General features: G+C 70.9%; 19 protein-coding genes. 7 read left to right on the top strand and 12 right to left on the bottom strand.

Annotated elements, in window-relative coordinates:
* Positions 1-12: 12 nt before the first annotated feature.
* Positions 13-1,071 carry an NAD-dependent epimerase/dehydratase family protein gene (locus tag OHA64_RS42475; protein WP_405622533.1) on the bottom strand — a complete coding sequence of 353 codons (1,059 nt, stop codon included), beginning with the start codon at positions 1,069-1,071 and terminating at the stop codon, positions 13-15.
* Between the two features lie 73 nt (positions 1,072-1,144).
* Between OHA64_RS42475 and OHA64_RS42480 the strand changes: the two genes are divergently transcribed.
* Positions 1,145-2,152, top strand: a complete 1,008-nt coding sequence (locus OHA64_RS42480) for a transposase (protein ID WP_405622534.1) — start codon at positions 1,145-1,147, stop codon at positions 2,150-2,152.
* Between the two features lie 30 nt (positions 2,153-2,182).
* Here OHA64_RS42480 and OHA64_RS42485 read toward each other — a convergent pair whose 3' ends face one another.
* Complete coding sequence (locus OHA64_RS42485) at positions 2,183-3,376, bottom strand: RNA-guided endonuclease InsQ/TnpB family protein (RefSeq protein ID WP_405622535.1); 1,194 nt, start codon at positions 3,374-3,376, stop codon at positions 2,183-2,185.
* Positions 3,377-3,530: 154 nt separating this feature from the next.
* Here OHA64_RS42485 and OHA64_RS42490 point away from each other — a divergent pair, with 154 nt between their 5' ends.
* Positions 3,531-6,674, top strand: coding sequence for an ATP-binding protein (locus tag OHA64_RS42490; protein ID WP_405622536.1), 3,144 nt, complete (start codon positions 3,531-3,533; stop codon positions 6,672-6,674).
* Here the strand turns inward: OHA64_RS42490 and OHA64_RS42495 are convergent.
* Together OHA64_RS42495 and OHA64_RS42500 are read right to left on the bottom strand one after the other, a co-directional pair.
* A complete protein-coding gene (locus tag OHA64_RS42495; RefSeq protein ID WP_405622537.1) occupies positions 6,655-7,473 on the bottom strand; it encodes an ABC transporter permease in 819 nt (272 codons plus the stop codon). The genes OHA64_RS42490 and OHA64_RS42495 overlap by 20 nt on opposite strands.
* On the bottom strand, positions 7,470-8,441 hold the full coding sequence (locus OHA64_RS42500; protein ID WP_405622538.1) for an ATP-binding cassette domain-containing protein: 972 nt from the start codon (positions 8,439-8,441) through the stop codon (positions 7,470-7,472). The genes OHA64_RS42495 and OHA64_RS42500 overlap by 4 nt, the downstream gene beginning before the upstream one ends.
* A 176-nt stretch (positions 8,442-8,617) precedes the next feature.
* Here OHA64_RS42500 and OHA64_RS42505 point away from each other — a divergent pair, with 176 nt between their 5' ends.
* From OHA64_RS42505 to OHA64_RS42515, 3 genes are all read left to right on the top strand, one after another.
* Positions 8,618-9,874 (top strand): NAD(P)/FAD-dependent oxidoreductase, encoded by a 1,257-nt coding sequence (locus OHA64_RS42505; RefSeq protein ID WP_405622539.1) that lies wholly within the window; start codon positions 8,618-8,620, stop codon positions 9,872-9,874.
* A 112-nt stretch (positions 9,875-9,986) separates the two neighbouring features.
* Entirely contained in the window at positions 9,987-10,370 is a 384-nt protein-coding gene (locus OHA64_RS42510; protein WP_405622540.1) for a DoxX family protein, read from the top strand.
* A gap of 41 nt (positions 10,371-10,411) precedes the next feature.
* Positions 10,412-11,308: an RNA polymerase sigma-70 factor gene (locus tag OHA64_RS42515; RefSeq protein WP_405622541.1), complete on the top strand. Its 897-nt coding sequence runs from the start codon at positions 10,412-10,414 to the stop codon at positions 11,306-11,308.
* A 484-nt stretch (positions 11,309-11,792) separates the two neighbouring features.
* On the opposite strand, the gene OHA64_RS42520 is transcribed toward OHA64_RS42515, so the two are convergent.
* The 5 genes from OHA64_RS42520 to OHA64_RS42540 are packed head-to-tail and all read right to left on the bottom strand — an operon-like array spanning position 11,793 to position 17,188.
* Entirely contained in the window at positions 11,793-13,052 is a 1,260-nt protein-coding gene (locus OHA64_RS42520) for a glucarate dehydratase family protein (RefSeq protein WP_405622542.1), read from the bottom strand.
* Positions 13,049-13,957 carry a 5-dehydro-4-deoxyglucarate dehydratase gene (locus OHA64_RS42525; protein WP_405622543.1) on the bottom strand — a complete coding sequence of 303 codons (909 nt, stop codon included), beginning with the start codon at positions 13,955-13,957 and terminating at the stop codon, positions 13,049-13,051. The genes OHA64_RS42520 and OHA64_RS42525 overlap by 4 nt, the downstream gene beginning before the upstream one ends.
* Positions 13,958-14,004: 47 nt before the next feature.
* Complete coding sequence (locus OHA64_RS42530) at positions 14,005-14,949, bottom strand: carbohydrate ABC transporter permease (RefSeq protein WP_405622544.1); 945 nt, start codon at positions 14,947-14,949, stop codon at positions 14,005-14,007.
* The gene (locus OHA64_RS42535) at positions 14,946-15,857 is read right to left on the bottom strand and encodes a carbohydrate ABC transporter permease (RefSeq protein ID WP_405622545.1); all 912 of its coding nucleotides are present in this window, start codon (positions 15,855-15,857) and stop codon (positions 14,946-14,948) included. Before OHA64_RS42535 ends, OHA64_RS42530 begins: the two co-directional genes overlap by 4 nt.
* Positions 15,854-17,188, bottom strand: coding sequence for an ABC transporter substrate-binding protein (locus OHA64_RS42540; protein ID WP_405622546.1), 1,335 nt, complete (start codon positions 17,186-17,188; stop codon positions 15,854-15,856). Before OHA64_RS42540 ends, OHA64_RS42535 begins: the two co-directional genes overlap by 4 nt.
* Before the next feature lie 315 nt (positions 17,189-17,503).
* On the opposite strand from OHA64_RS42540, the gene OHA64_RS42545 reads away from it, so the two are divergent.
* Positions 17,504-18,385, top strand: coding sequence for a fructosamine kinase family protein (locus OHA64_RS42545; protein ID WP_405622547.1), 882 nt, complete (start codon positions 17,504-17,506; stop codon positions 18,383-18,385).
* 318 nt (positions 18,386-18,703) lie between these two features.
* Here the strand turns inward: OHA64_RS42545 and OHA64_RS42550 are convergent, their stop codons facing one another.
* Entirely contained in the window at positions 18,704-19,093 is a 390-nt protein-coding gene (locus OHA64_RS42550; RefSeq protein ID WP_405622548.1) for a DUF5997 family protein, read from the bottom strand.
* Between the two features lie 58 nt (positions 19,094-19,151).
* Between OHA64_RS42550 and OHA64_RS42555 the strand changes: the two genes are divergently transcribed.
* Positions 19,152-19,970: a LysR family substrate-binding domain-containing protein gene (locus tag OHA64_RS42555; RefSeq protein ID WP_405622549.1), complete on the top strand. Its 819-nt coding sequence runs from the start codon at positions 19,152-19,154 to the stop codon at positions 19,968-19,970.
* Positions 19,971-20,253: 283 nt separating this feature from the next.
* Here OHA64_RS42555 and OHA64_RS42560 read toward each other — a convergent pair whose 3' ends face one another.
* Together OHA64_RS42560 and OHA64_RS42565 are read right to left on the bottom strand one after the other, a co-directional pair.
* On the bottom strand, positions 20,254-23,058 hold the full coding sequence (locus tag OHA64_RS42560) for a beta-L-arabinofuranosidase domain-containing protein (RefSeq protein WP_405622550.1): 2,805 nt from the start codon (positions 23,056-23,058) through the stop codon (positions 20,254-20,256).
* A gap of 165 nt (positions 23,059-23,223) precedes the next feature.
* Positions 23,224-23,919, bottom strand: a complete 696-nt coding sequence (locus OHA64_RS42565) for an HAD family hydrolase (protein ID WP_405622551.1) — start codon at positions 23,917-23,919, stop codon at positions 23,224-23,226.
* Position 23,920: the final 1 nt, after the last annotated feature.

The following is a 23,920-nucleotide window of genomic DNA, read 5'->3' on the forward strand; positions in this document are numbered from 1 at the left end:
GGCATGAATGTGTCATCTCCTACGTGCTCGTTGTCGCCACGCCTCGTAGTGATCGAGCACAGTCTCCTCGATCGGGCGGTAGTTGAGGCCCAGTTCGTGCACGCTTCTGCTGTTGTCCACCCGGAACCGGATGCCGAGGTGCTTGCGGATGTAGTCCTGGGTGAGCCCGAACGCCGGGCCCAGGACCCGCACCGGCCAGTGCGGCAGGGCGGTTCGGGGGAGGCGCGGATCGCGGGGATACCGGGTCCGGATGATCCGTGCCATCTCGTGGAAGGACGTCATCGTCGGCGCCGCGACGATGTAGCGGCCCTTCGCGTCGGCGTGCTCCGCCGCGGCGATGTGCGCGTCGGCCACGTCCCGTACGTCCGCCGTCGTGAAGCTGAAGTCCGGGGCACCGTAGAAGAAGTAGCCCTTGAACAACTCCTCCAGCAGGAACAGGCTGCCGGACTCCGAGGCGGGGGCGAGCGAAGGGCCCAGGATCAGGCCGGGGTTGACGGACACCATGCGCCAGCGGTCCTGGGCCGCCTCCGCCTCCCACGCGGCCTGTTCCGCGACCGCCTTCGCGTAGTGGTAGGGATTGTTCTCCACCGTGCTGGTGGTGTTGACGTACTTCTCCGACAGCACCTGATCGTCCATCTCCAGGACGTCGGCGTAGTCGCCGAAGACCGCGCCGACGGTGGAGGTGAACACCAGCCGTTCGACCGTCGGCGTCCGCTCCACGCTCGCCAGGACGTTGCGGGTGCCGAGCAGTGCGGGATCGACCATGTCCCGGCGGCCGTCCTTGATCTTCTCCGGCATGAAGAACGGCGACGCCACGTGGAAGACCACCCGGCAGCCGGTCATCGCCTCGTCGAAGGATCCCTCCCGCAGCAGATCCGCCTCGAACAGGGTCAGCCGGTCGGGAAACGCCCGCTGCATCTGCCGCAGCGGGCGCGCCTTCGCCATGTGCGTGACGCTGCGTACGGTGGCGTGGACGCGGTGGCCCCGCTCCAGCAGCCGTCGCACCAGATGGCTGCCGACGAATCCGCTGCCGCCGGTCACCAGCACGGCCGTTTCCCCGATTTCGCCCACGCGTGCGCTCCTCAGTCACGGTCACCGCTCCGTCCGAGGGCGCGACGATCCGCGCCCTCGGACAGGGTCGGGCATGTACCTTCCGAAAGGGAATGGCACGGGAAGCCAGGCCTCCACGTATCCCTCGGTCACGTATCTCTCGGTCCACTCGTCCTCGTCGAGGACGGAGTTCGTCACGTGCGGGCCACCCAGGTCGGAGGGGAGCTGCGGCGCCGACTTACCCCAGGTGAACGCGGCGTCGTGCGTCGGTCAGTCGCGAACCTGGGAGCCGTTCCCAACCGATCCCGCCGGCTATGAGCAGCTACTCGACTGGCTGCGTTCACATGGCGAGGTTCTGGCGGTGGGCATCGAGGGCACCGGCGCCTATGGGGCCGGGCTCGCCCGTTTCCTGACCACACAGGGTGTCACCGTCATCGAGGTCGACCGCCCCGACCGCAAGGCCCGGCGAGACAACGGCAAGTCCGACCCGGTGGACGCCTACGCCGCCGCGACCGCCGTGCTCTCCGGCCGGGCCTCGGGCATCCCGAAGACCCGTAACGGGATCGTGGAGGCCATCCGCACCCTGCGGGTGGCCCGCAGTTCGGCCGTCAAGGCCCGTACTCAGACCCTCAACCAGATCCGCGCCCGCATCATCACCGCCCCGGCCGGGGTCGAGAAGCTGCGTGGCCTGGCAACCGGCGACCTCATCGACACGCTGGACCGGTCCCGGCCCGCGAGCCGTCCCCGAGCCGCAGTCGGTCCGGGACACCGCCGCCGACTCGGCGACGTAGCACCGCTCGCCGATCTCGCTGTCCCCGCCTATCGACTGCTGCCGTTTTCGCTTGGCCAGACGCTGACCTTCGCTTGCCTCCTCGGCGAACAGCCAGGGGCAGTAGTCGAAGTGACGCACGGACGGTTCGGTTCGCTGATCCATGCACCGCACGTTAGTGACCTGGGCCGACGCGCGGCGGCGCGACCGCGGTCACCTGCCGCGGACACGGCGGCGGGATCGGTCGGCGCGGCTCCGGCCGGCCGCCCGCGCGGCGGGAGTTCGGCCCACAGGGGGAGTTCCGGCGCCGGGTTGGCTAATCTGCACGGTTGACTTCCTCCCCCTCGTAAACGAGGGGGATTCCTACGGCTCGTGCCGTGGGGATTCCTGCTTCGTCGCCGACTGCCCGCCCGGAGTTCTCCGTTGAGGTCTTACACCAGCTCCACAGGCTGTCACCGTCAGTCCGACGGCCAGCAGGTTCTTCGCTGCGTTCACGTCCCGGTCGTGGGTCGTTCCGCAGCCGCAGGTCCAGGTGCGTACGTGCAACGGCATCCTGTCCTGCAAGGTGCCGCAGGTGGAGCACAGCTTGGAAGAGGGGAAGAAGCGGTCGACCACGATCACTTCCCGCCCGTACCAGGCGGCCTTGTACTCCAGCATGCTTCGGAACTGCGACCATGCCGCGTCACTGACGGCGCGAGCCAGACTCCGGTTTTTGACCATGTTGCGCACGGTCAGATCCTCGATCACGAGCGTTTGGTTCTCACGCACGAGACGAGTGGTCAGTTTGTGCAGCCCGTCACGCCTGCGGTCGGCAATACGGGCGTGGACCTTGGCGGCCTTCCGCCGGGCCTTGGCCTGGTTGTTGCTGCCCTTGGTCTTCTTCGCCAGGCGGCGCTGGGCCAGGGCGAGCCGTGCACGGTCACGGCGCTCGTGCCGGGGATTGGCGATCTTCTCCCCGGTCGACAGGGTGAGGAGGTGGTCCAGACCGACATCAATGCCGACCGCGTTGCCGTTGGCCGGGAGGGCCTGGACGGCGGGGTCCTCGCACAGCATCGAGACGAACCAGCGCCCGGCCGCGTCCTGGGACACGGTCACCGTGGACGGCTTCGCCCCCGCGGGGAGAGGACGCGACCAGACGATGTCCAGAGGCTGCTCCATCTTGGCCAGCATCAGCTTCCCGTCGCGGAAACGGAAACCGCTGGTGGTGTACTCGGCGGACCTGCGGGACTTCTTCTTCGACTTGAAACGCGGGTACTTCGCCCGCTTGCCGAAGAAGTTGGTGAACGCCGTCTGCAAGTGCCGCAAGCACTGCTGGAGTGGGACCGAGGACACCTCGTTGAGGAACGCCAGTTCCTCGGTCTTCTTCCACACCGTCAGCATCGCCGACGTCGCGTTGTAGTTCACCCGTTCCTGACGCGCCCACGCCTCGGTACGGGCCGCGAGCGCCATGTTGTAGACCTTCCGCACGCACCCGAACGTGCGCGACAGCTCGGCTGCCTGCTCGTCCGTGGGGTGGAAGCGGTACTTAAACGCCCGCTTCACATGCGTCGTGGCCACGCTCACAAACTAGCGCCGCCACAGGTAACGATCAAATCCGCAGGTCAGAGCACGGTCTCTCGCCCTGACGGCGAAACCCCGCCCCGTGCCCTGCTCCGCAGGGCTTTCGTCTCCTCCCCCGGCTGAAGCCGGGAGTATCCACGAAAGGACTCTGATGACCACCGACCTGACCCTGCTGCCGCGTGTCGCCTATCGCGGACAGGAGGTCACCGCGCCCCGGCTCCGCGGCCTCCTCGCCCTGCTCGCGGGCGACCTGCGCACGGGCTGCAGCACCGAGCGGCTGGTGGCAGGGCTGTGGCCGGAGGAGTTGCCGGAGCGGCCGGGAAAGGCGTTGCAGGTCCTCGTGTCCAGGGCGCGGGCGCAGCTGGGCGCCGACGTCATCGCCAGCACGCCGACCGGATACCGGCTCACCCTCGCCCAGGACCAGGTCGACAGCTCCGCCCTGCTGCTGCACGCCGCCGAGAGCACGGACCGGGCCCGGTCCGGGGACCACGCCGGATCGCTGGCCGAGGCCGAGACCGGGCTCGCGCTGTGGGAGGGCACACCTGACGGGGCCGGCGACACCGACGACCCGGTGGCCGCGTTGCGCGCCGAGCGTGCCCCCGTGCACGGCACGCTCGTCCGCGCGCGGGCGCTGGCGCTCGCCCGGCTGGGGCGGCACGCGGAGGCGGCCGGGCCGCTGGCCGCGCTCGCCTCGGCGCATCCCCGCGACGAGGAGGTGCTCGCCGAGGTGCTGCGCGGCGAAGCGGCGACGGCGGGCCCCTCCGCAGCACTGACGCGGTACGAGGCGTACCGCCGTGAGCTGCGCGAGACGCTCGGTACGGACCCGGGCGCCGGGCTCAAGGCCGTACAGCGGGAGCTGCTGCGCGGGGAGACGCCCGCGGTCAGACACGGCGTGCCGCACGAGCCGAACCCGCTCCTCGGCCGGGACGAGGACATCGCGGCGGTGGAGCGACTGCTCGGCGCCTCCCGCGCCGTCACCGTCGTCGGCCCCGGTGGCCTCGGCAAGACCCGGCTCGCGCACGCCGTCGGCCGCCGGGCCGAGCAGCCCGTGGTGTATTTCGTGCCGCTCGCCGGCGTCACCGCGGACGAGGACGTGGCCGCGGAGGTGTCCTCCGCGCTCGGCGCGGGTGAAAAACGGCACGGCGCCGCGAGCGGCCCCGCCGCGGCCGACCCGGTGTCCGGCATCCTCGGCGTGCTCGGCTCCGGGCCCGCCCTGCTGGTCCTTGACAACTGCGAGCAGGTCATCCGGGGCGCCGCCGACCTCGTACAGTCCCTGGTCTCGTCCTCGAAGGACCTGCGGGTTCTCGCCACCAGCAGGGGGCCGCTGGGCCTCACGTCGGAGGCGGTGTACGCGCTGCCGGAGCTCGGTCTCGGCACCTCGGTCGAGCTGTTCACGCAGCGGGCCCGGGCCGCCCGGCCCGGCGTGGAGCTGCCGCCGGACGCGGTGGCCGAGCTGTGCCGCCACCTCGACGGGCTGCCGCTCGCCATGGAGTTGGCCGCGGCGCGGGTGCGCGCGCTGTCGGTGCCGGAGATCGCCCGCCGCCTCGGCGACCGGTTCGCGCTGCTGCGCGGCGGGGCGCGGGACGCACCGGAGCGCCACCGCACGCTGCACGCGGTCGTGGATTGGAGCTGGAACCTGCTCTACGAGGAAGCCAGGGCGGCGCTGCGCATGCTGTCCGTCTTCCCCGGCGGCTTCTCCGGCGAGGCGGCGGAGCAGGTCCTCGGCGAGGACGCGTTGCTTCTGCTGGAGCAGTTGGCCGATCAGTCGCTGCTCACCGTCGCCGACACCCCGGCCGGCGTGCGGTTCCGGATGCTGGAGACCGTACGGGAGTTCAGCGCGGCCCGGCGTGCGGAGGCGGGCGAGGACGAGGGGGCCGTCGGCCGGTTCCTCGCCTGGGCGCGGGCCTTCGGGGTCGCGCACCACGACTGGCTCCTCGGTTCGCAGCCGGGGACCGTCTGGGAGCGGATCAGGGCCGAGCAGGACAACCTGGTGTCGGCCCTGCGGTACGCCCTGGCCCGCACGGACGGCCCCACCACGGCTGCCCTCACCGCCGTCCTCGCCGCCCTGTGGTCCACCGGCTCCAACTACCCCCGCCTCACCGCCCTCGCCGCGGACACCGGTCCGCCGCTGTCGCACTACTACCCCGACCCCGAATACGTCGAAGTCGCCCGCGCCGCCGCCGTGTTGTGCACAGCGAGCCTGTTCATGGGCTTCGGCCCGCACGCCGTACGCCAGCTCGTCACCCTCCGGCGGCTGCCCCCGGCCCCGCCGGACACGCTGCTGCGCGCCATCGCGATCGTGCTGAGTGCGGTCCCTGAGATGCTCCCTCCCGACTACGACGTGCTGCGGGGGCTCTGCGAGAGCGAGCAGCCGCTGCTCGCCGGCGTCGCCGAGGGCGTCGCCACCTACGTCTGGGAGTACGAGCAGGACATCGACCGCGCGCTCGCCTCGGCTCGCGGGATCATCGCCGCACTGGCGCCGGTCGACACTCCGTTCCTGCAGGTCATGGGCCATGCTCGGCTGAGTGAGCTGTACATGCAGACGGAGCAGGGCGAGGCCGCGTACAGGCACCTCAAGGCGGCGCTGGAGGAGCTGCCGCGGCTCGGCGACGAGCACGACAGCATCGGTATCCGCTGGGGCCTCGTCCTCGCCTGCCTGCAGCGTGGCGACCCCGACGAGGCCGAGTACTGGCTGCGGCAGGCGGAGGGCGAAAACAGACCGCAGAAGGACGACTTCTACAGCCCCGACTTCGGCGGGCGCGCCGAGATCGCGCTCGCCCGCGGGCTGACCGAGGTCGGGCTCGGCCTGTGGCGCGGCTCCCTGGAGCGGATGCCCGCGGTCGGTTCGCAGGGCGGCGACCCCTTCTTCGACCGGTGGGCGCTGCAGATCCAGGCGGCGGTGGTGACGGCACACGCGCACGCCGGCCGTCTCGAACTTGTCGCGGGGCCGGTCGACCGGCTGCGTCAGGCGCTGCGGACGCAGCTCTCCGCTCCGTCCGGCGCGCCCACGGAGCTCCCCCTGTTCGGGACGGTGCTGCACGCGCTGGGCATGGCGGGGCTGGCGTCCGGTGACGCCACCGCCGTACGGATGATCGCGCTGGCCGAACGGCTGCGGGTGCTGCGCGAGTTCCAGCCGACGATGTCCCGTGACCGCGCCCGGCAGGCGGTCGAGGCCGCCGGGGACGCTGCCAGGGCGGCGTACGCCGACGCGGTGTCGGAATACGCCGCCCTGGGCCGGGACGAGCTGCGGGACGCGGCCCGCGCTGTCATGGCGGTTACTTCGGGTCGCGGTTGAACAGCGAGGTCGACCAGCGGTAGCCGAGCGCGATCAGGGCGACGCACCAGGCGATCGCGATCCACCCGTTGTTGCCGATCTCGGTGCCGAGCAGCAGGCCGCGCAGGGTCTCGATGGCGGGCGTGAAGGGCTGGTACTCGGCGATCGGCTGGAACCAGCCCGGGATCGCGTCGATGGGGACGAAGGCGCTCGAGATGAGCGGGAGGAGGATCAGCGGCGTCGCCATGTTGCCGGCCGCCTCGGGGTTCGGGCTGGCCATGCCCATCCCGACCGCGATCCAGGTGAGCGCCAGGGTGAACAGCGCGATCAGCCCGAACGCCGCCAGCCACTCCAGGGCCGTGGCGTCCGTGGACCTGAAGCCGATGGCCACGGCGATGGCACCGACGAGGACCAGGCTGGCGAGCACCTGCAGCACGCTGCCGACGACGTGCCCGACGAGCACGGAGCCGCGGTAGACCGCCATCGTGCGGAAGCGGGCGATGAGGCCCTCGGTCATGTCCATGGAGACGGAGATCGCGGCCCCGATCACGGTGGAGCCGACGGTCATCAGCAGGAGGCCCGGGACGACATAGGCGATGTAGGCGGAGCGGTCCGCGCGGCCGCCACCGATGCCCGCGCTCATCGCGTCGCCGAAGATGTAGACGAAGAGCAGCAGCAGCATGATCGGCGTGAGCAGCAGGTTCAGGGTCATGGACGGGTAGCGCCGCGCGTGCAGCAGGTTGCGGCGCAGCATCGTGGAACAGTCGCGTACCGCGAGGGACATCCGGGTCGGGCGGGCGGAAGCCAGGGGGGCGCTCATCGGACGGTCTCCTTGGGCTGGTTGGGGACGTCGGTGCCGCCGGTCAGGGCGAAGAACACGTCGTCGAGGTCGGGGGTGTGCACGGTCAGCTCGTCCGACTCGACGCCGGCCGAGTCCAGCCAGTCGAGGATGGCGCGCAGCTCGCGCTGGCTGCCGTCGCTGGGGATCTGCAGCGACAGCGCCTCGTCGTCCCTGGTGACCTCGCGCAGGGCGACGGCGGCGGACTGGTACGCGACCGGGTCGGCGAACCGCAGCCGCACGTGCCCGCCCGGGACGATCCGCTTCAGCTCGTCCGGGCTGCCCTCGGCGGCGATCTTGCCGTCGTGCAGCACCGCGATGCGGTCGGCGAGCTCGTCGGCCTCCTCCAGGTACTGGGTGGTGAGGAAGACGGTCACCCCGTCGGAGACGAGCTCGCGGATGATCCCCCACATGGTGTGGCGGCTGCGCGGGTCGAGGCCGGTGGTCGGCTCGTCGAGGAAGATGATCCGCGGGCCGCCGACCAGCGTCATGGCGATGTCGAGGCGGCGCTTCATGCCGCCGGAGTAGGTCGAGACGGGCTTCTTCGCGGCCTCCACCAGGTCGAAGCGCTCAAGGAGTTCGGCGGCGGTGCGGCGGCCCTCGCCGCGGGGGAGGTGGTGCAGGTCCGCCATGAGGAGCATGTTCTCCTCGCCGGTGATCAGGCCGTCGACGGCGGAGAACTGACCCGTGACGCCGATCGCGGCGCGCACGGCCTGCGGGTCGACGGCCAGGTCGTGGCCGCCGACGCGCAGGTCGCCGGCGTCGGCGGTGATGAGGGTGGAGAGGATCTTGACGGCGGTGGTCTTGCCGGCACCGTTCGGGCCGAGCAGGGAGAAGACGGTGCCGGCCGGCACCGCCAGGTCGATGCCGTCGAGGACCGTCCTGTCCCCGTACGCCTTGCGCAGCCCCTTGGCCGCGATGGCGGGTGAGTGCGATGTCGTTGTCGTCATGCCGCAGAGAGTGCGGCAGGGCGCATTCAGCGCGGTTTCACGACGCTTTCAGCGCCCTGGAACCGGGCGGCCGTGCCCACGTGCTCCCGCCCGTGGAGTGATCTGCCTCACAAGCTGTCACAGCGATCGATCAGGCGGTGTCTTGATGCCGAACCCCTGGAGACGGAGGAGACACCATGACTGAGAACATCGACAAGACCGCGACCATGGACAAGACCGAGAACATCGATGTGGTCGTGATCGGCGGCGGATACGCCGGCGTCATGGCGGCCGACCGCCTGACACAGCGCGACGACGTGACAGTGACTCTGATCAACCCGCGCCCGACCTTCGTCGAGCGGATCCGCCTGCACCAGCTGGTGGGCGGTTCCCACGACGCGGTCGTCGACTACCGGGAGGTCCTGGCGGAGGGCGTCCGGCTGGTGGTCGACACCGTGACCCGGATCGACGCGGCCGAGCGCAGAGTGAGCCTGGCGACGGGCGGCACGGTCGGCTACGACTACCTGGTCTACGCGGTGGGCAGTGGCAGCGCCGACCCGAGCGTGCCCGGGGCGGCGGAGTTCGCCTACCCGATCGCCACCTTCGAGGAGGCCGGGCGGCTGCGGCCGGTCCTCGACGCCACGCCCGCGACGGCCGCGGTGACGGTCGTCGGAGCCGGCCCGGCCGGCATCGAGACCGCGGCCGAGCTGGCGGAGGAGGGCCGTGACGTGACCCTGGTCTGCGGAGAGGTACTCGGCCCGTACCTGCATCCTCGGGGCCGACGCTCCGTTGCCAAGCGGTTCGCCGCACTCGGGGTGACCGTGCTCCAAGGCCCCGACGCGACGGTGACGGCTGTGACACGCGAGGCCGTCCGGCTCAGTGGCGGCCGTGAGCTGCCGAGCGAGGTGACCATCTGGACCACCGGATTCGGCGTGCCGGACCTGGCCGACCGCAGCGGGCTGAGCACCGACCCCCTGGGTCGCCTGCTCACGGACGAGACCTTGACGAGCGTCGACGACGCACGCATCGTCGCGGCCGGTGACTCCGCGGCACCGTCGGGCCTGCCCCTGCGGATGAGCTGCCAGGCGGCGATGCCGCTGGGCGCGCGGGCGGCCGACACGGTGCTCAGCCGGATCGACGGGGAGCAGCCGTCGACCCTCAACCAGGCGTTCGCCGGCCAGTGCATCAGCCTGGGCCGACGCGCCGGCATCTTCCAGTTCGCCCACCGGAACGACATCGCGCTGTGGTTCCACATCGACGGCCGCCCTGGCGCGAAGCTCAAGGAGTTCGTGTGCACGGGCATCGTCAAGCACCTGGCCGGCGAGGCACGCAAGCCGGGTTCGTACCGCTTGCACCGCGTCTCGGGAGGTGCCAAGCGTCGGGAAGCGCTGCAGGCCAAGCGCGCTGAGGCGCCGGCCGCCCCCGAACAAAACAGCCCAGCTCTGAGTATCTGAGCAACGGACCGTCGGCGTCTCGGCCTGTCACAACAGTGCGCCGCCCGGTGTCCTCATGCCGGAGGGCTTCCCGAGAAGCCGGAGCCGCCTGCGCAAGGCAAGGAGAGAACCCGTGAACCTCACTCTGTGGATCGCCACCGGACTGCTGGCCGCGGTCGCCCTGGTCGGCGGCCTCACCAAGGCGTTCGTACCGAAGGAGAAGCTCGCCGTTCAGCACGGCGGGGAGTGGACCCAGGACGCCGACGTCGGCTTCGTCAGAACACTCGGGGTCCTCGAGATCCTGGCCGCGGTCGGCCTGACCCTGCCGGCCGTGCTCGACATCGCACCGGTCATGGTGCCGGTGACCGCAATCTGCTGGGTTTTGCTCATGGCAGGCGCGATGATCACCCATGGCCGCCTCGGCCAGTTCATGTTCGTGCTGCTGAACTCGGTCTACCTCGCGCTTGCCGTCTTCGTCGCGTGGGGCCGCTTCGGCCCGCAGCCTTTCACCGGCTAGCGGCAACCAAGGGAAGGGCTACCAATGAAAGGGGTCGAGACATGAGCGACCACTCCACCGATCCGGCGACCGAGACGTTCGTCGCCCACCGGAACCTGCTCTTCACCGTCGCCTACGAAATGCTCGGATCGGCAGCCGACGCGGAGGACGTCCTCCAGGAAACCTGGCTGCGATGGGTCAAGGTCGACTTGGACCAGGTACGCGACCAGCGTGCCTACCTGGTCCGGATCACGACCCGGCAGTCCCTCAACCGGTTGCGCAGCATGAGCCGCCGCAAGGAGGCGTACGTCGGCCCCTGGCTGCCCGAGCCGCTGCTCACGGCGCCGGACGTGGCCGAGGACGTCGAGCTCGCCGAGAGCGTGTCGATGGCGCTCATGCTCGTCCTCGAAACGCTGTCGCCGACCGAGCGCGCCGTCTTCGTGCTGCGCGAGGCCTTCGACGTCAGCTACGAGGAGATCGCGGCCGCCGTCGACAAGAGCCCCGCGGCCGTACGCCAGATCGCCCACAGGGCCCGTCGGCATGTCGAGGCCCGCCGTCCTCGCGAGGTGGTCTCCGCGAGCGAGACGCGGGCGGCACTGGAGGCGTTCCGGCGCGTACTCGAGACCGGGGACCCGCAGGGTCTGCTTGACGTGCTCGCCCCAGAGGTCGTCCTCATGGGCGACGGCGGCGGCATCAAGCAGGCAGCGCTGCGGCCGATCACCGGCGCCGACAAGGTGGCCCGCTTCATGATCGGCGGTCTCGGCAAGAACGAGCGCCCGATCACCGTCACTCCCACCGTGGTCAACGGCAGCCCGGCACTCCTCGTGCGCCTGGACGGGGAGATCGACGGCGTCATGGCGATCCGTCTCGAAAACGCCCGCATCACCGGCCTCTACTACGTCCGCAACCCCGAGAAGCTGTCCCGTCTCGAGTCCGAGACCCCGCTCACCCTGCGATGAGCGGAGCCACCGGGTGGCCGGCCCGCGCGTGCGCCGCGCGTGCGCTGTGGGGAAGAGCGTCGCTCACCGTCCCGGCAGGCCGCCCGGTCGGACCAGTCCCGTCCTGATCGCGACGGTGTGCGGAGGTTCGCGCCAACGGGATGGTGTACGGCGGTTCGCGCTGCGAGTGACCGTCGTAAGACGTCCCGCGCGCCGAGTGACGGTGCCGGGAGCGGGCGGGGCAGCGCGCCGGGGAGGTCCGCCCGCCCCCGGCGAGGAGACGGCACGGACCTGGCCGGCCCCGACACCCTGGGCGCCCCCGGCCACCCGCGCCGCCGTGCCCGGCCCGCCCTGACCGTGTGGACGTCCGGCCGGGGCAGCCGCCCCGGGACGCGGCGTCACGTGCCCGGCTCACGCGTAGAGCAGTGGCCGGGCACGGAGCACTACCCCCGCCCGGGGCACCCGCGACGCGTCATCCGTCTCGTCGAGGCCTGCGCGCGTCCCCTCACCAGCGCGGGAGCCTGAGCTCGTACTCCGGCTGGATCCGCTGCATGTATCCGGTGTCGTCACGGCCGCGCATCCCGGAGTCCACGTACCGCCGGTGCAGCCGCTCCAGCGCCTCGTGGTCCAGTTCCACACCGAGGCCCGGGCCGGTGGGGACCTTGACGGCGCCGTCGCGCAGCTCCAGCGCGCCGGGGACGATCACGTCGTCCGCCGAGTTCCACGGGTAGTGCGTGTCGCAGGAGTGGTCGAGGTTCGGGATGGCGGCGGCCACGTGGGTCATGGCGGCGAGGCTGATGCCGAGGTGCGAGTTGGAGTGCATGGACAGCGCGAGCCCGAACGCCTCGCAGACGGCGGCCAGTTCACGGGTGCGGCGCAGCCCGCCCCAGTAATGGTGGTCGGTCAGCAGGACCTGGATCGCGTTCTGCTCGATCCCGGGCCTCAGATGCTCCCAGGCGACCACGCACATGTTGGTCGCGAGCGGCAGCGGCGAGTCCTTCGCGACCTCCGCCATGCCGGGGATGCCCCCGGTCGGATCCTCCAGGTACTCCAGTACGTCGGCGAGTTCACGGGCTACGTACTTCGAGGTCTCCACCGTCCAGGCGGCGTTGGGGTCCAGCCGCAGCGGCTGCCCCGGGAACGCCTCCGCCAGTGCCCTGATCGCGGCGATCTCCTCGTCGGGCGGGAAGGCGCCGCCCTTGAGTTTGAACGACCGGAAGCCGTACCGCTCCTGCATCAGCCGTGCCTGCTCGACGATGCCGGCCGGGTCCAGGGCCTCGCCCCAGTCGTCGCCGATTGCCGCGCGGCCGTCGAGGGCGGGGTGCTCGGCCCACTTGTAGAAGAGGTACGCGGCGAACGGCACGGAGTCGCGGACCGCGCCCCCGAGCAGGTCGCTGACCGGGCGCCCGAGCAGCTTGCCCTGCGCGTCGAGGCAGGCCACCTCCACCGCGGAGGTGGTCCAGCCCCGTTCGTGGGAGCTGGGCACCGTCGGCAGCAGGGCGGCGTCGATCGCGGCCGCGACGGCCGTCGTGTCGAAGACGTCCATCCCGATGACCGTCTTCGCCGCCGCCTGAAGTCGTTCCAGCCGTGTGGTGCCGCCCGTCGACTCACCGAGCCCCACCGTGCCGTCCTCCAGCACGAGTTGGAGGATCACGCGCAGCGCGAGGGGCTCGTGGACTCCGTTGGAGTTGAGCAGCGGCGGGTCACCGAAGGCGATCGGGGTGACGATCAGTTCGCGGATCCTCGTGTCACCGGCGGTGCTCATGCGGCGATCACCTCCAGGCCGTGCTCGAGAAGTTTCGCGAGCCGGGCGACGTGCTCGGGCGTCGGGTCCAGCAGCGGCGCCCGTACCCCGCCCACGTCCAGGCCGCGCAGCGTCACACCGGCCTTGACGAGGGACACGGAGTAGCCGGGGACCTCGTCACGGAGGGCGACGAGCGGGCCGTAGAACTCGTCGAGCAGTGTGTTGACGAGCGTCTCGTCGCCCTCGGTGAGCGCCGTGTGGAAGGCCAGAGCGATCTCCGGAGCGAAGGCGAACACCGCGGAGGAGTACAGGTCGACGCCGACACCGCGGTAGGCCGGCGCGGTCATCTCGGCGGTGGGCAGGCCGTTGAAGAACTGGAAGTCCGCCCCGCCCGGCACCGCGCGCACCGCGCGAACGATGCGGTGCATCCGCTCGATGTCGCCGATGCCGTCCTTGAGACCGACGACGTTCGGCAGGGCGGCGAGCTCGGCGGCCGTCGAATCGGTGAGCCGGGCGGTGCCGCGCTGGTAGAAGACGACGGGCAGGCGGGTGGCGGCGGTGACCTCCTCGACGTACCGCACCAAACCCTGCTGCGGGGCGCTCACCAGATACGGCGGCAGCAGCAGGATGCCGTCGGCGCCCGCCTGTTCGACGCGGGCCGCCTGGTCGCGGGCGACCGGCGTCGGGCCGCCCGCGGCGGCCAGGACCGGCACCCGGCCCGCGGTCGCCTTGACCGCGACCCGCGTGGCCCGCTCGATCTCGTCGGACGTCAGCGCGTGGAACTCGCCGGTGCCGCAGGCGACGAACACACCGCCCGCGCCCGCGGCCACACCGGCCTCGATGTGCTGGGCGAGCCGTCCCTCGTCCAGTGACCCGTCGGCGGCGAACGGCGTGACCGGAAAGAACAGCACTCCGTGGAACTTCATGTCTCCCTCGTAACTGCGAGTGTGTGTGGGGGGTGGGATCAGCGGGGTCAGCCCTTGGTGGCCCCGGCCGCGATGCCGGTGACCAGCGAGCGCTGGAGGAGCACATAGACGATCAGGCTGGGGACGAGGGCGATGACCGCACCGGCGAGCACCACCCCGGAGCCGACCTCGGGGTCGGTGCGCAGGATGGACAGGGCGACGGTGACCGTGTAGTCGGTGGGGTCCTTGGAGGCGATCAGGGGCAGCAGGTACTGGTCCCAGATCATCACGAAGCCGAGCACGCCGGCCACACCGAGGGCGGGCTTGCACAGCGGCAGGACGACCTGCCACAGCATCCTGAACTCGCCCACGCCGTCGAGCCGGGCGGCCTCCTCGATCTCGGTGGGGATGTCCTTCATGAACTCGGTCAGGAGCATCACGGAGAAGCCCCAGGCACCGAGCGGCAGGATCACGCCCCAGGCGGTGCCCTTCAGATCCAGGCCGACCACCGGAACGTGACCGAGGACCAGGGACAGCGGGATCGCGATGACCTCCTCGGGAAGCATCATCGTCAGCATGAACAGGGTCAGTATCAGCGCCTGGCCACGGAACCTGTGCCGGGCCAGCGCGTACGCGGCGAGTACCGACACCGCGAGCTGGAGCAGCAGCGCGCCGCCCGCTATGACGAGGGAGTTGGTGAAGTAGTCCCAGATCCCGCGCTCGCCCGCGACCTTGAAGTTCTGCAGCGTGCTGTCGTGCGGGAGGAAGGACAGCGACGAGCCGCTGGCGTGCGTGGTGAAGGCCCCGGAGAGGATCGTCAGGAACGGCGCCGCGAACACGCCGAGCGCGATCGCGCACAGCAGGATCCTGAGTCCCCAGGCGACACCCGGCCGGTCGCTCCAGCCGAGCGCGGTGTCGAAGCGGGCGGGGGTGGCGCGCCGGGACCCGGCGGCCCTGCCCGTCGCGGCGGCCGGAGCCGGTGTCCGGACGGGGTCGATGGCGGGTGCGCTCATCGCACGTCTCCCCTCTTGCGGAAGTAGTTGACCGTGACGGTCAGCAGCAGGGTCACGCAGAGCAGCACCACGGAGGCCGCGGAGGCGCCGCCGATGTCGTTGCGGGTGAAGCCGAGCGTGTAGGCGCGGGTCATCCAGACCTCGGTGGACCCGGCCGGGCCGCCACCGGTGAGGACGAACACCTCGGTGAACACGCGCAGGCCGCGGATCGCGGCGAGGGTGAGGACGATGCCCAGCGCCGGGCGGATCGCGGGCAGTGTCACGTAGCGCAGCCGCTGCCAGAGCGAGACGCCGTCCATCGCGGCGGCCTCGTACAGGGTCCGGTCCACGCCGGCGAGACCGGCGAGGATGATCACCATGTTGTAGGGGGCGAGCATCCAGACGCTCATGACCATGGTCGCCCACAGCGCGGTGTTCGGATTGTCGAGGAACGGCGTGGGCCCGAGGCCGAGGAAGCCGAGGCCGTGGTTGATCAGACCGTCGGAGGTCGGGTAGTACAGCAGCCGCCACATCTCGCCGACCACGGCGGTCGCCGTGACCACCGGCAGGAAGACGGCCGTACGCATGATCTTCAGGGACCGGGCCTGGCCTTCGAGGAGCAGCGCCAGCAGAAAGCCGACGAGGATCGCGCCGAGGGACTGGCCGAGACCGAGGAGGAGCGTGTGGCCGATGGCGTCCTGGAAGCGGTGGTCGGTCAGCACCCGGGTGTAGTTGTCGAGGCCGACCCACTTGTCCCCGAGGAAGGGCCGTACCTCGAAGAAGCTGAGCCAGACGCCCTTGCCCATGGGCAGGAACTTGAAGACCAGTGCGAGCAGCAGACCCGGGGCGAGGAACACCCAGGGAAGGACGGCCTTCTTGCTGAGGACCCGGGCTCTGCGCGCCACGGGCGGTGTCACGGTAGCGGTCATTTCAACAGGTCCTGGTCCTTGAGGTCACCGGCGAGGGTGTCGTTGAGTTCCTTGAGGCTCGAACTGACGTCGCTGCCGCAGTACGTGAAGATCGCGTTGAGGCTGTCCGCGGTGTCCTGCTTGATCGGGGCGAAGTCGGGCGCGTTCGGGAACTGCTCCGAGGCGTGCTCGTACGCCTTCTGCACGACGCTCCAGCGGGCGTCGTCGCGCACCTTGGCGGCGTCCAGCGTGGAGTTGACGGGGATACGTACGACGGGCTGGTGGCCGTCGACGCTGGTCATGGCGATCTTCTGGCCCTCGGGGGAGACGAGGAACGCGCCCAGGGCCTGCTCCTTCGCCGTCTTGCCGGTCTTTGCGCCGAAGTAGACGTTCTCGCCGTCGGCCAGCACGTCGGACCCGGCCGGGCCCGCGGGGGCGGCCACGACCTCGTACTTGTCCTTGCCGACCGTGCCGTCGAAGGTGGTCATGTTGTAGGGGCCGGTGAGGTACATGCCGGCGTTGCCGTCCTGGAAGTTGGTGGCGTTGCCGGTGATGGCCGTGAGCGCTCCCGGCTGGATGACACCGTTGTCACCGCAGAAGAGGTTGTCCTTCATCCAGGTGACGGTGCGCACGGCCGCCGCCGAGTCCATGGCCGGTCGGTAGCCGCCGTTGCCGTCCGGTTCGATGATCTTCGCGCCGCCCTGCCAGAGGTAGCTGGCACCCCACCAGGCGGCGTAGCCGTTCTGGGCGCTGCCGGGGACGACCATGCCGTAGGTGTCGGCCTTGCCGTCGCCGTCGGGGTCCTTGGCGGCGAAGGCCTTGGCGACGGTGAGCATCTCCTGCCACGTCGTGGGCGCCTGGAGGCCGAGCTCGCGCAGCCAGTCCTTGCGGATCATCAGGGTCATGGCCTGGCGGGAGTACGGGATGCCGTAGTGCTTGCCGTCGAGGCCCACGGTGGACGACCAGCTCTTGTCGGTGATCTGGTCGCTGCCCGCGATCGACTCGGGATCGATGGGCTTGAGCAGGCCCTGGCTCTGGTAACTGCCCATCAGGGCGGTGTCGTTGATCATGACGTCGGGCAGATCCTTGGTGGACGCCCGGCTCTGGAGCTGCTGGTCGAAGTTGACGACCGGCTGGTAGTCGATCTTGATCCCGGTCTTCTTGGTGAAGGCGGCGAACACGCGATCGTAGGTGGCGGCGTCGTCCGGATTGCTCCGGGTCCACACCTCCAGCGTGTTCGGGCCTCCGCCGCCGGCACTGTCGGAACCGGAGCCACAGGCCGCTGTTCCGAACGTCAAGCCCGCGACGGTGATCGCGGCAGCCAGGCGGCGACGTCGTCGGCGATCGCCCATGGACACTCTCCGTTCATATCCGTGAACTTGCTTCACGAATCTAAATGAGGGCCCAAGCTACGAATCGTTTCTTCCGCATGTCAATACATGGCCGAAACATTTCACCGGTGCCACACCTTGGTGAGGGGTGATCTTGGTGCGCAGGCGGCCCGGGACGGGGTACGCGCCAGGCATGTGGCTGGATCTCTCTGCGGCCGACCTGCTCGGGTGCACACTGCTGAACGTGTACAGCAACCTTCCCTGGTACCTCCGAGAACTCCACGCACCCGCCGACGGCACGCCGACCGCGCCCGTCGGGACATGGCTGGATACGGCATGAACCGCCGCAGGACGCTCGACGGCGACGAGGGGCCCTGTGCCGTGGCGGCGCGGCTCACGGGGCGTCCGGCGCATGACGTGCGCCCGCTGTCCGGGGCGCTGGCCGAAGTCGCCCTCGACGACGGGCGGTCGGTGGTGGTCAAGCGGGGCGAGGGCCCCGGCGCGGTGCGGGCCGAGGCGGCGGGGCTGCGCTGGCTGGCCGAGGCCGGAGCGGTCCGGGTCCCCGCCGTGCACGGTGACGATCCGCGCTGGCTGGTGATCGACCGGGTTCCCGAGGGACGGCCGAGCGCGGCTGCAGCCGATCGGTTCGGCCGGGACCTGGCCGCCCTGCACACCCTTGGCGCACCCGCGTTCGGCGCCCCACCGCCCGGCGGTCCTGAGGACGCGTACATCGGACGCGCCCCGATGCGGAACATCGACGGTGGCGACTGGCCCGACTGGTACGCCGAGCACCGGGTGCTGCCCTACCTGCGCCTGGCTGTCGACGCCGGCACCGTGCGCCCCGCCGAAGCAGCCGTGATCGAAGAGTTCTGCGCGCGGCTGCCGGAGTTGGCGGGCCCGGCCGAACCGCCCGCCCGGCTGCACGGCGACCTGTGGAACGGCAACGTGCTGTGGGGCGCCGACGGCCATGTGTGGCTGATCGACCCGGCCGCACACGGCGGCCACCGCGAGAGCGACCTCGCGATGCTCCACCTCTTCGGCTGCCCCCACCTGGACCGGGTGCTGGAGGGATATCAGGAGGCGGCGCCGCTCGCCGACGGCTGGAGGGACCGAATCGGGCCGCACCAGCTCTTCCCGCTCCTGGTGCACGCCGCGCTCTTCGGCCGCGGCTACGCCGAACAGGCCCTCGCGGAAGCGCGATCGGCCCTGGCGCGCTGACCTGCCGGGTGGTCCCTGGGGCGCTGAGCTTGCGGGTGGCCCCGCCGGGCTGACCAGCCGGGGGGGGGGCGGGGGCTTGACCCGCCGGGCCTCTTCGGCGGGCGGGGCCGGCCGGGACCCGGTCGGCAAGACCGAGTAGAACTCGGTCGGAAAAGCCGGCGGAACTCGGTCGCCCCCGTCGCGCAAAACCCGGTCGGTAAGGTCGGCAGAACTCAGTTGCCAAGGCCGGGCAGGACCCGGTCGGGAAGGCTGGCGGAACTCAGTCGCCGAGGCCGGCCAGGGTCAGGTCGGAAAGGCCGGGCAGGACCCGTCGGAAGGTCAGGAGGGCTCGGGCCGCTCGGCGTTCTTCTGCTTGATGCGGGCCGTCTCCTTGCGGACCTCGGCCTGCGTGGCGCGCTCCTTCTCCAGCCAGTCCGGCTGCTCCTCCCGGAGCTCCTCGATCTGCTCGGTGGTGAGCGCCTCCGTGACTCCGCCGCGGGCCAGCCCGGCGATGGACACCCCGAGCCTCGCCGCCACCACCGGGCGGGGGTGCGGGCCGGTGCGCCGCAGCTCCCGCAGCCACTCGGGCGGGTTCGCCTGCAGCTCGTTCAGCTCCGTGCGGGTGACGACGCCCTCCTGGAACTCTGCGGGGGTGGCCGGGAGGTACACACCCAGCTTCTTCGCCGCGGTCGCGGGCTTCATCGTCTGGGTGCTCTGGTGCGACTTCATGGTGTCCAGACTATCGACCGCGCGCGAGGCCTCCGACCACGACGGGTAGCCTGGCGAGGTGACAGGCTCTGCGGCATCCCCTTCGTTCCGGCTCGCGTACGTCCCCGGGGTGACCCCCGGCAAGTGGGCGCGGATCTGGAACGAGCGGTTGCCCGGCACCCCCCTGGAGCTCGTCGCGGTCCCGGACGCCGAGGCACCCAGTGTCTTGCGCGACGGCGGCGCGGACGCGGCGTTCGTACGGCTCCCCGTCGACCGTACGGTCTTCAGCGCGATCCCTCTGTACACCGAGACGACGGTCGTCGTGGTCCCCAAGGACCATGTCATGACGGCGGTGGACGAGGTGTCGTGCGCGGATCTCGCCGAGGAGACCGTGCTGCACCCTCTGGACGACGTCCTGGACTGGGAGCGACCGCCGGGGGAGCCCGCCTTCGAGCGGCCGGCCACCACGGCCGACGCCGTCGAGCTCGTAGCGGCGGGCATCGGCGTCCTTGTCGTCCCCCAGTCCGTGGCCCGTCTGCACCACCGTCGCGATCTCACCTACCGCCCGGTCGTCGACGCCCCTCAGTCCGAGGTCGCCCTCTCCTGGCCCGAGGACGCGACCACCGACCAGGTCGAGGACCTCATCGGCATCGTCCGGGGCCGTACCCCGAACAGCACCCGGGGCCGCGCCAAGTCCGCGAGCGAATCAGGCGCCGAGCGCAAGCGCGCCGAGAAGGGAACGGCCTCGTCCCGCAAGTCCGCCGGGCAGAGCTCCCGGGGCGGCGCGGGGGGCTCCGCGGGCGCCCGGGGCGGTACGGGCCGCACCGGTGGCGGACGTTCCGGCTCCGCCGGCGCCCCGAAGGGCACCCGACGGGGCAAGCCACGCCGCCGGTCGTAGGTGCCGGAACACCGCGGTGAAATGGTCCGCTGACGTGTCGGTCTCCGGATGTGACAGTCCGCGGATGTGATGGTCGGCGGATGCGCGTGAGCGCCCGCCCTCGGACCTCCTACCCGGCCGATCCCGCAGCCGTCCGGCACCGTGAGTGTGGTCAACGTTCCCGGAATGCGGCAATGCGTGCCGCCGTCCGGTCGAGCATCATGGTCGTGGGGGAGCGCAGGACACTCGGTGCCGGGCCGACGAAGGGCCACCGCACCGGGGTCCTGCACAACAGCCGTGCGGATCAGCGCGCGTAGGACGCCTTCCGTGCCGTCCGCACCACCTGGTCGCCGTCGGCCCGCCCCAGCAGCCCGGCGGACACCCACGAGTCCACCGTGGTCCGTACCCGCGAGACCAGCGCGTCCTTGTTCCGGAACGGCGCGGCGGCCCAGACCTCGTCGAGCAGGGTCGTCCCGTCGGTCTTCGTGGGGTTGGCCACACCGGAGTCGGTCGCGCCGAAGACGATCCGCGGTTCGGACCGGCGGAAGTAGGCGTGGGTGGGATCCTCGGTCCCCTCGAAGAACGGCGCGAACTCCGTGCCGTCGAGGGTGTGGTGGAGCGGTTCGCCGCTCACCGGGGTCAGGGAGGGCAACAGGTCGCCGGAGAGGCCGGCGTTGCGGTACAGGCCGAACCGCAGGTGGTCCGTCGCCGAGTCGCGGGCGACGAGGTTGACCGGCCCGTAGAACAGGGTCTGCAGCGAGGGGTCGTCGAGGGCCTTCTCCACGCGCAGCCGGAAGGGCATGGCGACGCGTACGGTGTCACCGGGACGCCACGTCCGGGAGACGGTGAAGTAGCTGCCCGGCGTCGGAGTGCCGGGCACCGCACGCCCGTTGACCGTCACCAAGAATCCGGCGGTCGCCCAGGACGGCACCCGCAGCCGCAACGCGAAGGCCGCGCGGCTGCCCCCGATGGTGAGGGTGCTGCCCTGCTCCCTCGGGTAGTCGGTGGTCTGGGTGACCGTGACGCCCTTCTCCGCCCAGGTCAGTTCGGACGGGCTGTACAAGTTGACGTACAGGGCGCTGCCGTCGGCCGTCCTGAAGTACACCGAGTCCTGGTACTTCGTGGCGCTCTCCATGCCGGTGCCCTCGCAGCAGGTGGTGCCCTGCTTGGGTGTGTAGTCCCGGACATGACCGGGCGTCAGGCCGATGAAGTACGTGACGAGCGGCTTCTCCGCGTCCGCCTTGTCCTGCTTGGAGCCGAGCACCTGGTTGTAGAGCGCCCGCTCGTAGTAGTCCATGTACTTAGGGGACTGCTCGTGGAAGAACAGCATCCGGCTGAGCTTCAGCATGTTGTACGCGCAACAGGTCTCGGCGGTCGCCGAGTTGATCGTCCCCGCGATCACCCCGGAGGCCTTCCAGAACTCCGTCGTGCTGGTGCCGCCGATGCCGTACATGCGGCCCGGTACGACCATGCCCCAGAAGTTCTTCGCTGCGGTGAGATAGCGCTCCTCGCCCGTCGCGTCGTACAGCCGGACCAGCCCGGTGAAGATCGGGATGTGCTGGTTGGCGTGCAGACCGTCGAGGATGTCGGTGTTCGCCGCGCACGCGTCGATCAGCTTGTCGAGGTCGAACAGCCGGGCCAGCGCGAGGTGTTCGGCCTTGCCGGACAGCGCGTGCAGATCGCAGACGGCCTCGACGATGCCACCGAACTCGCCGCTGGAGAAGATGCCCCACATGCGCTGCAGGGTGGTGGCGGGCAGCTTCGACAGCCGGGAGTACATCCAGTCGCACATGCCCGACGCCAGGTCGAGGGCCCGGGCGTCGTCGGTGGCGGTGTGCGCGTCGAGCAGACCTCGCAGGATCTTGTGCGCGGTGTAGTAGGGCGCCCACACCTTGGTGTAGTCGGGGCCGGTCATCGACTCCAGCTGGATGAACTGCGTCTCCGGGTACGCCGCGAGGAACCCGGGATGGCTGGGCGCGCCCCAGGTGCGGCGCAGGGTGGCGGTGAGGTCTCTGCCGGAGGCATCCGCGAAGGTCGACCCCTCGGTCTCGTCGAAGGCGTACGACGCGAGGTCGCCCGGGCCCGTCGGGACGTCGGCGGCCCGGCTGTCCTGCAGGCCGCCGATCTCCGCGGCGGTGAGGGCACGCGACCAGACGTTGAACTCGTCGAATGCGCCCGCGAAGACGGGGTCGGCGGGGTAGTTGGAGCGGCCGAGCCAGTTGTTGGTGAGGGCGCCGAGGGCCGCCGGGGTGACAGACATGGACGTGTTCCGCGCGACGGCGGTGCCGTCGACGTACAGGGTGCCCGTGCCGCCCGCGAGCGTCACCGCCAGATGGCTCCACCGGTTCAGCGGCAGCGGGGCCGTGCCGTCGAGGCCCTGCTCGCCGGCGCCGCCGCCGGTGGTGATGGCGAAGCGCGGCACGCCGTTCGCGTTGCGCGCGGCCAGGTACAGGTAGCGGGTGGTGCCGTCGCCGAAGTCGAACACCCGGGCCCAGTCGGCGGCGTGCGTGGGCCTCACCCAGACGGACAGGGTGAGGGTCGAGGCGCCGCCGAGCACACCGGAGGGGAGGTCGACGTACTGGTAGGAGCCGCGGACCTGCTCCGCCGCCGTCCCGAACCTCCCCGGGCCGCTGAGCACGCGCGGCTCGTGGCGCAGTGCCTCGCGCACCTCGGTGAGCGCCTCGACGACGGTGCGGGTCTTGTCGATGAAGACCTGCTCGCCGGTGCCGGCGTACGCCTGCGACAGCATGGTGAGGAAGTGACCGGTGTAGTGCCCGCGGAGGTTGCCGTTGGCCTCGCCGTCCAGCCCCTCCCAGCCGCCAGGCGCGATCGCTCCGCCGGTGGAGAGACCGGCGTTGGCGCGGAACGCCTGCACGAGTCGGTTCACGTCGTAGCCGCGCGCATGGTCGAGCATCAGCTTCCGTTTGTCGGCGAACAGCCCCTGACCGAGCGTCACTTCATCGAGCGCGAACGGCTGTACGGTCCACACGGATGGTGCCTCCGAAGCCGCGGCGACGGCCCGGCCGCTCGCCGCATACGAGATCGCGGGCGTCACCGCGGCGATCGCCGCCGCCTGGAGAAGGTTCCGTCTGGAGAAGGGCGGTGCCATGTGTACGCCTCCACGAGTCCATGTTTCCACGGGTGTTCACGGGTACCGAGATCGTTCGAGATAACGAACGACGTGCGGATGATCGACCAGACGATAGGGAGGGGACGGGAGAGCGTCAACGGGGCGGGAGTGTCCAGTTCCGGCCGTTCACCGCGTGCTTGGCGGTCAGGCCGCCGACGCCGTGCGCACCAGCCAGTCGTACGCCGTCCGCGCGGTGAACTCGGCCTGCCCGCCGGGCAGGAGCAGATCCGCGGTGGCGAACTCCGGGGCGCCGGCCTGGGCCGCGATGTACGGCACGGCGACGCAGCGCATCCCGGCCGCGTGCGCCGCCAGGGTGCCCGGGGCCGCGTCCTCCAGCACCACGCAGCGGGCCGGGGCCGCGTCGAGCCGGCGGGCCGCCTCCAGGAACACGTCCGGCGCGGGCTTGCCCCGGGCGACCTCGTCGGCAGACACGGCGGTGCGCAGATGCGCGTCCAGGCCCGTGCCGGCCAGGACCGCTTCGATGGCCTCGGGAGACGAACCCGAGGCCACGGCCATCGGGACGCCGTCCGACGCCAGCAACTCCACGAACGTGGCCATCTCGGGGTACACGCGCGTGGAGGCGCGGGCCAGCTCCAGATACAGCCGGTTCTTGGCGGCGAAGAGCTCGTCGGCGGAGGCTCGCAGACCGTACCGGTCCTTCCAGACGGCGACTGTCTCCAGCGTGCTGATGCCGACGAACCGCTCGTGGTCCGACCAGGTGTAGTCCGTGACGCCGTAGGCGGAGAGAACCTGCCGGCCCGCTTCGTAGTAGTTCGGCTCGCTGTCCACGAGCGTTCCGTCGAGATCGAAGATGACCGCGGTGTTGCCGAGATTGCTCATG

This window comes from Streptomyces sp. NBC_00076 (assembly GCF_045041235.1).
GTDB lineage: Bacteria > Actinomycetota > Actinomycetes > Streptomycetales > Streptomycetaceae > Streptomyces.